We start from the raw sequence: 14,757 nt of genomic DNA, 5'->3' as shown, positions 1-14,757 counted from the left end.
TTTGGTTCCATCACCTTGTGTACCTAGCATGTATGCCAGGTAATTCAGTCCTGTGATAACAGGACCTCTCACGTCAATCACTCTACAGAAGTATAATAAATATACTATTCTGTCATTTTACAGCAGCCATATCTCTTCTTTTACCCTATGATAGTAGCAAAACTCATGACTGAGTTTACCTTTATATATAGTGCTAATTATACCCATGTTGGGTTGTTGGGTCAACTTGATTTTAGAAAGAAATAAGAAACGAAGATTTTCCGAATCAAGCATGATTTATTTCTATTTAAGGAAAGGAGAATTTCCAAAGAGGGGGTAAATTTGTACATCTGATGTGTTTGTGCAAATCATCCCTACCACTGAAAGATGCGGGATGTTTGCACCAATTTTTCTTACATCAAATCTGTGTAAAAACGGCATCGGTCTCCCCTGACGATCGAACGACAAAATTCAACAGGGTTCCCGGCTGCGTTGTAAGCAATTCTATCAAGCAGCAATGCAGGGAACCCCTCTTTGACCTCCAGATAATGACTTTCGTAATCCCGGATGAGCACTGGCTCAAATATTTCTTTTGCGGAGACGACGACAATGCCTGCTTCCTTTTCCATATAGTCGTATAAGGAGTAGTGCTTCAGCATATCTTGAGGTATTGCCCCTATCAATTTTTTTGGTATGTAGGAGGTTTCCAAAATAATCGGTTCATCATCAGCACAGCGCAACCTTCTCAGTGCAATAACTTGTTCATCCGGTTCAATATGTAGTTGGTTGGCGACAGTCGCATTTGCATCCGTTTCTTCGATACTGATCACAATATCTTTCGGTACCATTCCCTGTTGTTTAATCACTTTACTAAAGCTGTAAAAACCTGTTAATGATTGCTCAAGCTTTGGTTTGGAAACAAAAGTCCCTTTTCCCTGCACACGATTCAGCAGCCCTTCTTGAACCATGTCATCCAGCGCTTTCTTTACGGTATTTCTGCTAATTTGATAGGTGAATCGCAGCTCATTTTCGGATGGAATTTTATCCCCAGGAACCCATTCGCCAGCAATAATATTTTCTTTAAGTATCTCCTTTAATTGATAATAAAAAGGAACCGGGCTCTCATGATTGATTTTCTTTTCCATCGTGTCCTCCCCCTTTAGTAAACAATATTACGATTATTTAACCACTAAAACCCTTTCTTGTCCATGAAATTGGTACAAAGTTGCGTTGCGGAAACAAAAAAAGTGCCAGACGGTTAAGTTCTGACACTTTTTCGAACGACTAATTTGGTTGAAACAAGTATTTTTTTGGCGATTTTCCTGCCCTCGAATCTTTCCACCAAGGCATCAACCGCTGATTCTCCCATTACCTCTGTATACACCTTTATGGTGCTTAAGGAGGGATAAATGTATTTGGAAACAGATATATCGTTCAGGCCAATAATGCTCACCCGCTCGGGTATGGGGATTCCTGCCTCATGCAATGCACGCAAGCTGCCGACTGCCAGTACATCACTGCTGATAAAAAAGGCGGTTGGCAGGTCGTTTCCCAAATTTGTAATGGCTTCCTTCATCAGACGGTAACCTTCATCCACAGAAAAAGCCCCAATATAAACAAAGTTTTCATGAAATAATCCCAACTCTTTCATATAACGGCGGAAGGACCTTTCCCTCAGATCTTCCAGTGGTTTCTCCTGCGCTTTCAGAAGTTCCCTGCCCCCAATAAATCCGATTTTTTCATGTTCCGTTGTAAGAAAATAATCGATTACCTTTTCTGTAGCTTTTTCAAAATCGATGACGACCGCATCATGTTTATCTTCGTCCGGGGATGAATCCACAAACACTACTAAAGGGTTGATCTCAGTTAAAGCCTTCACCTGCTGATCGCTAAACTTCCCGACGGCGATGATTCCTTCTACCTCATTGGCGACAATTTGGTCAATATTATCAAAAAAATAAACTTGGGCATTCATTTCCAACATCTTACATCTTTCTTCAATTCCAAGCCTGATAGATAAATAGTATAAGTCATTGAGTTCTTCTTTTTCCGTGTACCAGTGGACAATTGCTATTGCCTTGTTGGCATACCGTTTTGTTGCTCGTTTTCTATAAGAAAGCTCTTCTGCGGCTTCGAATATTTTTCTTTTCGTTTCATCTGCCACTGGAAATGTTGCGTCGTAATTCAATACGCGGGATACCGTTGCAGAAGATACACCTGCTCTCTTAGCTATGTCTTTAATTGTTGCCAATGAAAACCACCCTTTTTCCAGACTATTCGCTACGCATTATTTTACATGATTTTCATTGAAAAAGCTTCTTTTTTCTCCAGTAAGGAAAACGCTGTCGTGCTTTCCTTACTGGAGACACCTCCCTTACAACTCTATAATTTGAAATAAATTAAACATTTACCAACGTTTGATAATAGGCATCTAATTCGATAGACTCCCCACGATTCAACCTTGAATCTTCTGCTGCGAATGCCATTAAATGACTTCTCAGAGAAATCTTTGCAGAAGAAACACTTTCTTTCACATCATCCTGATCGATCTCTCTTAAAAATGTGCGTACAATGCCCTGATCACCACCGCCATGGCCGCCGATTGGGTTGTCCAAATGAATTACCGTTTCATGCTTAGTCAAAAAATCATAGATAGAGATGCTGTTTTCATCCATTTTCCCGCGGATTTCTCCCTTTGTCCCCATGATCTGTACAATTCTAGTTTGTTCCCTGGTGAATCCGCACATACTGAATGTCGCTGTTGCGCCACCCTCAAATTCCATATTGACAACTTGATGGTCAACAACATTATTATCAGATTGGAAAACACATTTACCATAAGGTGTTTCTTGCAATGCCTTAATAATGCCTTCTCTTGTATGATCTTCTGTAAACTTCTTAGCCCAGCCTTTTCCTTCACCAAGATAGTATCGTCCAGCATGAAACGGGCATGACATTTCTGCAGGACAGCCATCCAGACATCGCAACGGTGCACCTTCAGGCTTATGCGCCTCATTAAAATATTTCAAGGAACCATAAGAACTGATTCTTTCACATGTTTTATCCATAATGAAGCTGATAATATCCATATCGTGACAAGACTTTTGCAATATCATTGGACTTGATTTTTCTTTATTATTCCAGTTGCCTCTAACGAAGCTGTGAGACATATGCATGTATTCAACATTTTCATTCAACTGTATGGAGGCAATCTCGCCTATTTGCCCCTCTGAAACTACTTTTTTTATGGTTGACCAAAAATCGGTATATCTCAATACATGACAGATGGTCAGCTGCCGCTGATATTTTTCCGCGGCACGCTCCATCTGGACACATTCTTTGGGATCTGGTGACATCGGCTTCTCCAGGAGCACATGATACCCCAATTCCAAGGCTTTGATGGTTGGATCGAAATGATAACGGTCCATTGTACACACAATGGCGATATCAGCTAACTTCCCATCTTTCATCATTTCCTCCCAACCTGTGTAGCATCGCTCCTTTGCAATAGAAAAGTTCTGCTGGAATTTCATTCTTCTTTCATCGTTCGGCTCTGCTATGGCAACGATTTTCAACTCATGAGGATAGTCCAGAGCATATGGCGCGTATGCTCTGGCACCACGGTCTCCGGCTCCAATAACAACTGCAGTTTTGGGTTGCATAAGATCACTCCATTAAAATATTTGATTATCCTTTCGATCCACTCAAAGCAATACCTTCCACAAAAGATCTTTGGAAAACGATAAATATAATGATCAATGGCCAAGACGCCAGAAAGGTTCCAGCCATCAAAATCGGATAGTTGGTACTATACTGCCCTTGCAAAGATGCCAGGCCAGCAGATAATGGCATTTTTTCAGGCGAACTGTTGACAATCAACGGCCACAATAAATCATTCCAAGACCAAATGATGGTGAAAATCGCTAATGCGATCAGGCCTGGTTTGGCAAGTGGCAGCATGATTTTCCAATAAATCTGAAAATGATTACAGCCGTCCAGCTTTGCAGCTTCTTCCAGCTCATCAGGCATCGTCATAAAAAATTGTCTTAACAGAAACGTTCCGAATGCACTGAACAGGCCTGGCAACACAAGTGCCGTCAACGTATTCAGCAAGCCCAAATTAGAAATAATCTGGTATTGCGGAATCAGAAACGCTTGCGGTGGAACCATCAGCACGGACAAAAACAGAATGAAGAAAAAGTTTCTGCCAGGGAATTTGATTCTGGCAAACGCATAAGCTGCCAGCGAACAAAAGAACAGTTGCCCAACGGTCTTGATCAATGTTGTGATGAATGTATTCCAATAAAACTGGCCAAAAGGCAGTGAATGGAATATATCAATATAGTTCGCCCACTGGAATTTGGAAGGGAAAATGACCGGCGGGACATGAACCGCTTCTGCCAAGGATTTCAATGATGTCAGTATCATCCATAGAAATGGACCAACCATGACAACGGCACCGAGTATTAATATGATATGGATCAGCAATTTGCGTGGTTTACTAACAGTATCCATAAGATCTTTTTTCCTCCCATCAGTAATTCACCCATTTTTTCTGTAATTTGAATTGGAAGATCGTTAATATCAACACAATGATAAACAATATAAACGCCATTGCTGCACCTATTCCCTTATCACCCACAACGAAGGCATACTGGAAAAACAGGTAGATCACTGATTGGACACTATCAATTGCAGGGTTTGTCGGACTCACCATCATAAAGATGAAGTCGAACACTTGAAACGCACCAATAGACGTAGTAACTGTCACAAAAAATATGGTGGGTGAAAGCATCGGCAATGTTACGCGAAAAAAAGTATAAATTGGCCCGGCGCCATCTAAGGAAGCAGCTTCATATAAAGTTTTTGGTATACCTTGCAATCCCGATAGTAAAATGACCATATTCGTTCCAATCACACTCCAGACACCAACGACAATAACTGAAATGAGCACCCAATTCGAATCTGTCAACCAGTGTGGACCAGCAATGGAAAACCAATTTAACACATGGTTAATCACACCGTAGTCAGAGTTGTAGAGCCATTTCCATATCATTCCGATTGCTGCTGGCATCGTGACCACAGGCAGAAAGTAAAGTGTGCGGTAAACTGTTAAACCTTTGATTTTTTGGTTCAATAGTACAGCTGCGATAATGGAAACAGCGATACTGAGCGGCACCATGGCCACTGCATAAAGAAAAGTATTCCTGAATGAATACAGCACAGCTGGATCCTTTAGAATTTCACGATAGTTATCCAGTCCTGTCCATGAATAATTTCCGAATGCTCCCCAGTCATTAAAACTGTAATAAAAAGTTTGAAATACCGGAAATATATAAAACACTAATAATCCTATCAGCATGGGGGCTATAAATAAATAGCCCCAAAACATATCATTTCCTTTTAAAGTACCGACTCTCTTACTTTTTCCAAGCTTCAATCAAATTCACCCCTTGGCTTGCGGCTTTTTATTTTTCATCCGCCAAAACCTTCTCTACTTCTTTATCTATCATATTGCAGGCTTCATCAATCGATATTTGACCGGACCAAGCCTTTGCAAGATTGTCATCTACTGATTTAGACCATTTTGCGGTATCCTCAGAAACAGGGTATGGCTCTGATACAGTCGACATATCCAGGAACGCCTGTAAATTGAACTCTGGTGTAGCTTCTGCCCATGCATCTTGGGTTCCTTCATACGCTGGGATAATTCCCGCATCAGCTTGTATTTCGGCTGCTTTTTTCGAGCTTAAAAAAGCAACCAGCTTCCATGCCGCATCTTTGTTATCCGAATTTGCGGAAATCACATTTCCAAGACCATGAATCACTCCGGAGCGTTTTTCCATTTTCGGCAATACAGCAACGTCTGCATTTTCCCGCGTATATTCATTTTCTTTGAATTCAGGAATCATATAAGAACCTTGAAATACCATGGCCGCCTTCCCTGATTCAAACATCTCATTTGCCTCTGTTGTTTCCATTTGAGCGTGCGTAGGGGAAACCTTGTACTTATCTATTAAATCATAATACTTTTGTAAGCCTTCTTTGGTTTTAGAATCGTCAAATCCTGCTTTTTTCTTATCCTTTGAAATCACATAACCGCCATTTGCTATAATAGTATTGAAATAACTAGCCTGTGAATCTTTTATGGAAGCCGCAATGCCATATATTCCTTTAGAGGAATCTGTTAATTTTTTCGCTGCATTCACCAAGTCATCCCACTCCCATGACTGATCAGGATATTTAACACCGGCATCATCGAACAATTTTTTGTTATACCATAAACCGATCGTATCGTAATCCTTAGGGAGCGCATATCTCTTATTCTCATATTTATATAAACCAAGCAAACCATCAGGATAAGGAGTCACATCTACCTTATCTTTAGTGAGATAATCGTCGATTGGTTCAATCATGCTGTTCGATGCATACTTCACGAAGTTAGGACCATTCATCCAAAAAACATCCGGTAAGCTCCCACCGGTCGCAGCTGCATCCAGTTTTGTAAAATATTGATCATATGGTGTCAGTTCCAGTTTCACCCGAATATCAGGATTTTCTTTATTAAATTCTTTTACTAAATCTTTCATTAATTTTTCTTGTTTCTTATCCCAATAGGCATATTTTATAGTTGTTTTCCCATCAGCATGTTCTTTATCTCCTGAAGAACATGCTGCTGTTATCATCAATAATAAAAGACTCACAGATATTAAAAGCTTCTTCATTGTTTTCTCCCCTTGCGTTATAAAGTGATGTACCCCGTATGAACGTGACGCAGATTATTTTCAGCTCATTGGCTGCAGATCGTATTCCAAACTCCGTAATCCGGCGCCTATCACACCTGCCTCTTGTTTTAACTTACTTATATCAATGTTTGGAAGTGATTTTTTTTGTTCAGGTATGAGATAATGCTGCAGTTCCTTTTTGAGTAATTCCAATAGGTACGTGTTGTTGTTCATCACCCCTCCCCCAAAAACGATTTTGTGCGGGTCCAATAAGCTGATGATGCCGTATACACCATGAGTCAGCGACTCGATGATCTCTCCCAGTGCCGCAACTGCCCTTGCATTGCCTTGCTGGTATACTTTAAAAAATCCCTCTGTGGTAATAAGATTTGTGCCTAATTTTTTAGCAGCCACCTGCTGAATAGCGGGGCCAGAGACCGATTCTTCCAAGCTTTTCATCCCATTGAGTGAGGACTTATTTTGAACTGGAAATAATCCGATTTCTCCTGCAAATCCCATTCCTCTCAAAAATGCGCCATTATGTATAATCGAACATGACACCCCTGTGCTAATTGTGAAGAATACAAATGTATCAGTTTCCTTCACGTCTGACATTTTCCATTCAGCGTATGCGGCCATATATACATCGTTATCTATCACGATATTTTCTATAGCAAAATACTGTTTTAAACGACTTACCAACGGAAAGTTTGACCAGGGTAAATTATTTTGATAGACGGCTATGCCATTGCTACGGTCCACTTTTCCGGGCACACCGATTCCCATTCCGGTAATTTCAGCCGGATCGAAACCTGATTTCAAAAAAACAGTTTCAATACATTCTATCAATTTATGAAACATCGTTTCTTTATCTGTCGTAACGCTTTTCACTTGAGAAGGGTAGAATGCTTTGCCGTGCTCATCAATCAGGGCAGCAGCAATTTTGGTACCTCCCACATCTACTCCTAAAGAATATTTCATAACCATTTCACCTCCCTGATATATTTTTCAGGAATACGCTTTCAATTTGAAGATAAATTAAAACTAAATGATTTAATAAATAGTTTTATAACTGTTTTAAGATTACCATCTCATCTTGCTGATGTCCATAAAAATCTTAACTATTTTAGAAAGAATCTGTTTCATTCAAGCACTACTAAATATAGGTATCAATTATTAGACTTGGGAAAACACGGAGCAGCAAGTCATACGCGCAAGAAACCTTTATCGTACAATCAAGCCCCAGGAATTTCACATAAAAAAGCGGTACCATCAGTCTTTTCAAAACTTTGGCACCGCTTAGAAAATATTATTCAAATGTTAATGCTCGTAATCCCGCTCCAATAATCCCCTGATCATTCCCAAGCCGTCCTATTTCCATATTGCCTAATACATGTTGCTGTTCTGCTATCAAATAATTTTTCATTTTGGCTTTGATCAAGTCCAATAGAAGCGGATTCTTGACGGCAACACTGCCGCCAAACACCAATTTATTCGGATCAAGCACACTGGCCATCATATAGATGCCGTGAGCGAGTGCTTCAAGTGCCTCTTCCATCACCTGTGCCGCCTGCTTGTCACCGTCATAGAACATCTGGAAAACTTCTTCTGTCGTCACACGTTCATTTTTCAACAGCTCTCTCGCCCGTCGTTCAATTGCCGGCCCGGAAGCCTGCCACTCCAGCCGCTCGGCAGGTTGCTCAGGATTGGCAGTGCGTACTGGCACCAAACCAATTTCCCCTGCGAATCCAGCGCCACGGATAAATTCACCGCCCTGAATGATCGCACTGGATATGCCGGTGCTGATAGTCAAATAGACGAATAAATCCTCCGCATCGATACCTGATGCCTGCCACTCTGCGAATGCAGCCATATATACATCATTGTCGATGACCACGGTATCAACCCCGAAGGCTTCTCGCATCCGGTCCTTGAAGTGGAAATTGCGCCACGGCAGGTTGTTCTGGTAAACTGCGATGCCCTGTTTTCGATCGACTTTCCCAGGTACCCCGGCGCCGAATCCGCAAATCTCATCAATCGGGATACTGGAATGACCCAGCAGCCTTGCTACACACGCCCTCACTTGGCCAAACATCCTATCAGCACTTGCAGGATCGCTTGGTACCATTTCTTTTTGAATCAAATCTCCCTTTTCATTGACTATCCCCGAAGACACTTTCGTCCCGCCAATATCGATACCGATGGCATATTTCATTCGCTCTCCCCCCTTTCAGCCAGGAGGTCAGACCCTCTGGCTCTTTTTTTACGTGAACTTCCGATTGTAATTCCATAGCAAGAAGAGCATCCCCGCCAGGCCAACTAGCTGCATGAACAAGTCGAAGCGTCCGACCGTTCTTTGAAAGTAAACGACTAAAAACAAGCAAATGAGAAAAAAGATGATTTTGATGATACGGGAAATATTTTCACTCATCAGATCTCCTCCCAGATCATTTCACTTGGCTGCAATATAAGCCGATGTTTGGTTCCTTTACCGTCATAAACGTTCGTTTCTTGCTTCTCAGCTGAATTATTCACAACTGCATACTGGCCGATTTCCGGATAAGCGTGGACCTCACAAGCGATATTGTCAGCATGCCAGATATGAAATACGTCTTCCTTATTTGCTGCATGATACAGTGCGCGCATGAGCAGTCTCGTATTCTCCATGGAGAATGGCAAGCCGGCAATATACACACCGCGTCCTTTGCCAAATGAATTGCCCGCGAGATGCACACTGCCATCGGCAAATGCCAGGATTTCGGTATGTTCATCCAGCGCGTACACATTTTTCTGGCTCTCCCCGAAATCGAATGTGTCCATGTCTTGCGTTAGGAAATGGCTTGCTGCCGGTTCAGTAAAATATTTGTTCTCTGACAAACCAAAGCCAAGTTCCTTATCGACACCGAGCACTTTTGCCAGTTGGAAATAATGTCCCTGGTGATGACACGCTGTCGGTTCCCCTATCCCGACAAAACCGCCGCCATGATGGACCCAGCTCCGCAGCTTGCTTACCAGCCGCTCATCGAGCCATTTTTCTCCGCCGGAAAAAGCTGTGCCGGCATTTCCCGCATTGATGATGACATCCACATCTTCGGGTACGCCATTTGCAATGATATCGTCAAAGCTGATGAAAGACACATCGACTGCTGATCCACTAAGTGCTTCCAGGACGCCATGGTAGGAATAGGTTTGCTGATACCACTTGCCATGTGCCACCGTATGGGCCTGCCAGGAGCGCAGTTTCCCCCATGCATCTAGTACAGCGACCTTCAAGCCGCTATAAGGTTGGGTACCTTTGATTTTGTCATAAATCGTACGGAATTCCGTTGTCAGCTTTTCCACGTATGCGACGAATTCCGGAAACTTATACGCAAGGCTTAGATACCCCCCGTATCCGATACGGTCAAGTGGTTTGCGCAGCAAAGCACGCCTTGCCGTCAGCCAATTTTGATTCGCTTCAATGACCGGGTCATTTCCTTCATAAAATGTATCCGGGAAAAAATATGGCAAAAATCTGCCCTCTGTATACTTCACATGAGGTATATCAGAAATGATCCTCAATGTTGTTCCATCGCCTACACTGCCGACAACGGCATCTATACCCGTTTCTGCAAAATATTTCCCATAAGGTTCTGTTCCGATCCAGTTATCTCCCAGAAACATCATCGCTTCTTTACCGGCCTCATGTGTCATATCGATCAGTTCTTTGACTTCACGGGCTACAAACTTGCTGATGAAATCCATATAATCCAGGTATGCTTTGGAAGGCACTCGGAAAGTTGTGTTGTAATAGCCTTCGTCGACAATATCTTCCGGACGCAGTTTATAACCTTTCTCTTTTTCGAAAGCTTCGAGCGCGGCTACAGAGACACTGGCGCCATACCCAAACCAATCCACAAATTTTTCTTTGCCAAGATGATTGAACACCAATGTAAAATGATAGAAGAACGTGGTGAACCGCACAACATCCGTATCCGGGTTTTCCTGCAGCCAATTCTTCAGATATTCCTTCATAAATTGATTCGATGCAGGCTGACGCACATCGAATGGAATCTCATGTGGTTTGTCTCCCCAATCATTCGTGATATGGTTATACATCTGCGTCGGATCCCACTTCATGAATGCCAAAAACGAAACCGTATATTCATGCCAAGCGACCGGTTCAGCAATCGTGAGTGTATTCTTCTCGACATCCACTTCCCATGCGTCAGCTGGTACGACTTGGGCAGTTGTCCTGTCGATAACTTCCCACCATTTTTTCGGATCATGTATATAATCCGCCTCGATCTGTTCCTCAAAATAACCATGTAAGAATGCTATTTCAAGTGGAGCTTCTGTCGCTGTATGGTGCCGTGACATCAGATACAATTGTTGTGTCTCTTCCGGGTGTTTCTCGGCGAACGCATTATGGCCGCGCGCAACAAAATACGTCGTATAGATTTTTGCGTCCAGTTTTTTCGTTTCGGCATCGAGTTTTGTACCGTCACTATCGCGTAACGCATCCGCTCCCCAGCGTTTCATCAATTCCTTCGTCTCCTGTAAAAAATGCTGTTCGCTCGGAAGCGTCACTCTTCCTGTCGTCTTGCTGTAGTCTGTCATTTATCCTTTCACTCCTCCTACTGTCATCCCTTGCGTCAGGCGCTTTTGTACAATAATGTATAGTATCAATGTAGGCAGCATGACGATCACCATGCCCGCATATAACGGCCCATAATTCGTAGCCGAGCGTTCGGCTGCCATCAGATTCAGCAGACCTACCGGCAACGTCTGATTCCCGGCTGGCATCAATGTCAGCGCGAGAATATATTCATTCCAAAACAGCAGGAAGTTGAACAGTATGACGATGATGATGCTCGGTGCCGCCATTGGAAGCATGACTGAAAACATCGTCCGGTAATACCCTGCGCCATCAATACTTGCTGCTTCTTCAAAATCTGACGGCAGTGTTACAAAATAACTTGATAGTAAATAAATGGTAAATGGCAGGGCCGAAGAGGCGTACACTACTGCTAAAATAAAACGGTTATTCAAAAAGAAGCCATCCATCATGAATGTTTTCAATATCGTATCCCAATCTAGCAGCATCAGGAATATCGGAACAGCGATATAGCTGATATTGATGAACAGGCCGGCTTTGACCAGACCATTGATCAGCCCGCTCCCTTTGAATTTGAACCGTGACAATACATAGGCCGCTGGCAATGCCACTACGAGCAAAATCGCCAAAGCGAGTATCGTGACTATCACCGAATTCAGCAGATATTCACCCATTTTCGCTTCCTGAAACGCATCGATGAAATTTTGAATATGAAATCCATTTGGAAATGCCCAAGGGTTTTCATAGAATTCCTTGTTTTCTTTGATGGAAGCAAGGAACACCCAGGCCACCGGGATGATGATGGATACAGCCAATGCAATCATGGCAACGTAAATGAAAATTTTTACAAGTTTATCTGTATCTTTATGCTTCATCAACTACTCCTCCTTCCCTAATATTCCAGCACGTCACGTTTCGTAACCCAGCCGACCACAGCAGCAAGGGCGAACGAAAACAAGAAAACGACGACACCGATAGCCATGCCATATCCATATGTCGAGTTGCCATATGCCTGGCTGTACATATAGGATAAGAAAACTTCCGTCGAGCCATCCGGACCGCCGCCAGTCATCGCTTTGACGAGAAGGAAGCTTAAGTTGATCGTACTGATGATGAAAAATGTCAAGGTTGTCCGCAAATTATTCCAAATCAATGGCAGGGTGATACTGGTGAATTGCTTCAATTTGCTAGCCCCTTCCAATGAAGCTGCTTCATAATAACTTGCTGGAATGGCTGCCATGCTGGACATGTACATCACCATATAATAGCCGATCGCCTGCCACACAAGCGCCGCAGCCACACTGTAAATAACAATGCTTTGGTTCCCCAGCCACATTTGCTGCAGACTGTCCAGGCTGAAGCCGTGCAGGATACTGTTGAGCAGACCTTTCGAAGGATCATACACAGCGGAGAAAATACCCGCGATGACTACGATGGACAAAATATTCGGTATGTAAAAAATGATGCGGAAAAAATTGTTCCCTTTTACATTTTCTTTTGTCAGAACTGTTGCAAAGAAGATGGCCAGCACGATTGTAACCAATGCTACCAGCACAATCAGCAGGACAGAATTCTGGAAAGATCGGATGAAACTCATGTCATGCCATAATGTTTTAAAATTCTCCAGTCCAACGAACTCTTTCGTATTGGAGAAACCTCCCCACTGATACAGTGACATCCGGAACACTTCAACGGTTGGGACCACCAGAAAAAGAACAAGCAACAGGAAGGCCGGCGCAACGCAAAGGGTAATGAATATATTGCGGGATCTTTTATTCTGCAATGCTATCACCTCATCATGGAACAAAACGACGAGAACTCTCCCGCCGTTCTGTTCAAGGATATCTACTTCTAAAAATGCAAGCGTCTATTCAGCCAACGGGAAGTGACGCAGTCAGCCGGTTTACTATTCTTCTGTATGTCTTTGCGGCCAACGTCTTCTGCACACTTCTTGCCAGGACAAAACGCCTGCTTAATGCTTGGCATCTCTCAATTTGTCACTGGCTTTTTCCACTTCATCCTGCCACTGGCTGACAGACTTTTTACCACTCATGACACTATCAATCGTTTTGTAAAGTGTATCGCCAATGTTGACCCCTGCAACGGGTTTGGTTGACGCGAATGTGCCCATTGCCGGGAGGACGCCTTCATCATCATAGATACTGTAGAACGTTTTCTTCTGGTCATCCAGTTTATCTGTAATGCCTTGGATCGGCTGAACTGCGCCATTTTCCAGAAAAATATCAGCTGCATCATCTGAATACATATAAGCGATAAAATCTTTTGCTGCATCCTTGTTTTCAGCAGCTTTCGGAATCCACATTTGTTCAAAGAAGGTATATGCATAACGATCGCCGCCATCTTTCACTGCAGGAATGGGCATCATGCCCCATTCGAAGCCATCTGCCCTTGGCGCATCCTTCATTTCATCCACAACCCAGTTGCCATTCGGCATCATCAACGCTTTATTATCTAGCACCAATTGCTGGTTTTTCGTAAAGTCGTTCGGATTTGCGTTAGCAACTGTATTCTTCTGGGTATAATCCTTCAGTTTACCTACTGTATCAAAAACCTCTGTAGCCTCTTGAGATTTCCAAGCATCTTTTTCGTAGTTCATCGTGGCGTTGAAAAGCTCAGGTCCGCCGGCATTATAGAGCATCGAATTGATGAAAGTGTCAAAATACCCTGCAATCGGGTATGTGAACAAAGACATGTCCTCTTTCTTCGCCTTATCTCCTAATTTCCACATATCATCCCACGTTTTTGGCACGTCCCAGCCTTTTTCTTCAAACAAAGCTTTGTTGTAAAACAAGCCTGTCGGACTGTAGAACATTGGTGCCATATACGTTTTATCCCCGCCGTACGGGTTGGTAGCAAGGGTATCAGTGAATCCATCAAGGATTTTATCTTTCACCTTGGTGTCCTCACCCGGAATGTTTTCATCCAAAATGTCTGTAATCTCTTCCAAGCCATCTTCTTTGATCAGTGTTTCTGTCAAAGCTTCCTCTCTGCCTGTTGCTAAAAGTACTGCATCTGGATATTCGCCGGCTTGCATGTTTGGACGAATGACTTCCTCCAGGTTCTTTTTGATTGTCAATTCGATTTTGACATTTTTATTTACTTTCTCGTACGATTTGGCAATCTGGTCCCACATATCTTTTCCATATGCTGATTCAAGTGCCGCGACATGCAGTGTCACTTGTTTGCCGTCATCGCTGCCGCCAGATTTACTGCTCCCCTCTTTTGTGCCCGAGCAGGCAGCCAGGCCGAGAGTCAGGATAGCCAAGGTTACCAACATTAAAAGACGCTTTTTCCTCATAAGAAGTGCCCCCTATTCTTTTTGTCTTTCATACTTTTTATCCTATATTTAATAAAACGCTTTCACAACAAACATCTTGTTATGATTTTTATGAATCTTGCTTTTCTGTCGATACGCAGATAAAATTGTAATAGTAT

General features: G+C 42.7%; 13 protein-coding genes. All 13 read right to left on the bottom strand.

Translation table 11 applies throughout. From position 1 onward, the window contains the following. Positions 1-392: 392 nt before the first annotated feature. Positions 393-1,124, bottom strand: coding sequence for a GntR family transcriptional regulator (locus ACFSMW_RS16445; protein WP_390357384.1), 732 nt, complete (start codon positions 1,122-1,124; stop codon positions 393-395). A gap of 113 nt (positions 1,125-1,237) precedes the next feature. Then, positions 1,238-2,230, bottom strand: coding sequence for a LacI family DNA-binding transcriptional regulator (locus tag ACFSMW_RS16440; RefSeq protein ID WP_390357383.1), 993 nt, complete (start codon positions 2,228-2,230; stop codon positions 1,238-1,240). A 148-nt stretch (positions 2,231-2,378) separates the two neighbouring features. After that, positions 2,379-3,641, bottom strand: coding sequence for a Gfo/Idh/MocA family protein (locus tag ACFSMW_RS16435; protein WP_390357382.1), 1,263 nt, complete (start codon positions 3,639-3,641; stop codon positions 2,379-2,381). Between the two features lie 25 nt (positions 3,642-3,666). Further along, on the bottom strand, positions 3,667-4,494 hold the full coding sequence (locus ACFSMW_RS16430) for a carbohydrate ABC transporter permease (protein ID WP_390357381.1): 828 nt from the start codon (positions 4,492-4,494) through the stop codon (positions 3,667-3,669). Positions 4,495-4,513: 19 nt separating this feature from the next. Next, entirely contained in the window at positions 4,514-5,371 is an 858-nt protein-coding gene (locus ACFSMW_RS16425) for a carbohydrate ABC transporter permease (protein WP_390357670.1), read from the bottom strand. A 76-nt stretch (positions 5,372-5,447) separates the two neighbouring features. Then, the gene (locus ACFSMW_RS16420) at positions 5,448-6,704 is read right to left on the bottom strand and encodes an ABC transporter substrate-binding protein (protein WP_390357380.1); all 1,257 of its coding nucleotides are present in this window, start codon (positions 6,702-6,704) and stop codon (positions 5,448-5,450) included. A 60-nt stretch (positions 6,705-6,764) separates the two neighbouring features. Further along, positions 6,765-7,685: an ROK family protein gene (locus ACFSMW_RS16415; RefSeq protein ID WP_390357379.1), complete on the bottom strand. Its 921-nt coding sequence runs from the start codon at positions 7,683-7,685 to the stop codon at positions 6,765-6,767. Between the two features lie 328 nt (positions 7,686-8,013). Continuing rightward, entirely contained in the window at positions 8,014-8,919 is a 906-nt protein-coding gene (locus tag ACFSMW_RS16410) for an ROK family protein (RefSeq protein ID WP_390357378.1), read from the bottom strand. A gap of 48 nt (positions 8,920-8,967) precedes the next feature. Beyond that, entirely contained in the window at positions 8,968-9,135 is a 168-nt protein-coding gene (locus tag ACFSMW_RS16405) for a DUF6903 family protein (RefSeq protein WP_390357377.1), read from the bottom strand. Continuing rightward, positions 9,135-11,303, bottom strand: coding sequence for a 1,3-beta-galactosyl-N-acetylhexosamine phosphorylase (gnpA, locus tag ACFSMW_RS16400; protein ID WP_390357376.1), 2,169 nt, complete (start codon positions 11,301-11,303; stop codon positions 9,135-9,137). Before gnpA ends, ACFSMW_RS16405 begins: the two co-directional genes overlap by 1 nt. Then, the gene (locus tag ACFSMW_RS16395) at positions 11,304-12,176 is read right to left on the bottom strand and encodes a carbohydrate ABC transporter permease (RefSeq protein WP_390357375.1); all 873 of its coding nucleotides are present in this window, start codon (positions 12,174-12,176) and stop codon (positions 11,304-11,306) included. It abuts the gene before it with no gap. Positions 12,177-12,193: 17 nt separating this feature from the next. Next, positions 12,194-12,979 (bottom strand): carbohydrate ABC transporter permease, encoded by a 786-nt coding sequence (locus ACFSMW_RS16390; RefSeq protein WP_465332220.1) that lies wholly within the window; start codon positions 12,977-12,979, stop codon positions 12,194-12,196. A 294-nt stretch (positions 12,980-13,273) separates the two neighbouring features. Continuing rightward, complete coding sequence (locus tag ACFSMW_RS16385; protein ID WP_390357373.1) at positions 13,274-14,620, bottom strand: carbohydrate ABC transporter substrate-binding protein; 1,347 nt, start codon at positions 14,618-14,620, stop codon at positions 13,274-13,276. Positions 14,621-14,757 lie beyond the last annotated feature (137 nt).

Source organism: Tigheibacillus halophilus (assembly GCF_042683165.1).
GTDB classification, from domain to species: domain Bacteria; phylum Bacillota; class Bacilli; order Bacillales; family Amphibacillaceae; genus Tigheibacillus; species Tigheibacillus halophilus.
This window is presented reverse-complemented; position numbering and strand designations above follow the sequence as displayed.

Excerpts from the sequence above, each read along its gene's own strand:
- ACFSMW_RS16405 (WP_390357377.1), bottom strand. The coding sequence starts at position 9,135 with ATGAGTGAAAATATTTCCCGTATCATCAAAATCATCTTTTTTCTCATT.
- ACFSMW_RS16385 (WP_390357373.1), bottom strand. The coding sequence starts at position 14,620 with ATGAGGAAAAAGCGTCTTTTAATGTTGGTAACCTTGGCTATCCTGACT.
- ACFSMW_RS16430 (WP_390357381.1), bottom strand. The coding sequence starts at position 4,494 with ATGGATACTGTTAGTAAACCACGCAAATTGCTGATCCATATCATATTA.
- ACFSMW_RS16425 (WP_390357670.1), bottom strand. The coding sequence starts at position 5,371 with ATGTTTTGGGGCTATTTATTTATAGCCCCCATGCTGATAGGATTATTA.
- ACFSMW_RS16420 (WP_390357380.1), bottom strand. The coding sequence starts at position 6,704 with ATGAAGAAGCTTTTAATATCTGTGAGTCTTTTATTATTGATGATAACA.
- ACFSMW_RS16395 (WP_390357375.1), bottom strand. The coding sequence starts at position 12,176 with ATGAAGCATAAAGATACAGATAAACTTGTAAAAATTTTCATTTACGTT.
- ACFSMW_RS16410 (WP_390357378.1), bottom strand. The coding sequence starts at position 8,919 with ATGAAATATGCCATCGGTATCGATATTGGCGGGACGAAAGTGTCTTCG.
- ACFSMW_RS16445 (WP_390357384.1), bottom strand. The coding sequence starts at position 1,124 with ATGGAAAAGAAAATCAATCATGAGAGCCCGGTTCCTTTTTATTATCAA.
- gnpA (WP_390357376.1), bottom strand. The coding sequence starts at position 11,303 with ATGACAGACTACAGCAAGACGACAGGAAGAGTGACGCTTCCGAGCGAA.
- ACFSMW_RS16435 (WP_390357382.1), bottom strand. The coding sequence starts at position 3,641 with ATGCAACCCAAAACTGCAGTTGTTATTGGAGCCGGAGACCGTGGTGCC.
- ACFSMW_RS16415 (WP_390357379.1), bottom strand. The coding sequence starts at position 7,685 with ATGAAATATTCTTTAGGAGTAGATGTGGGAGGTACCAAAATTGCTGCT.
- ACFSMW_RS16390 (WP_465332220.1), bottom strand. The coding sequence starts at position 12,979 with ATGTCACTGTATCAGTGGGGAGGTTTCTCCAATACGAAAGAGTTCGTT.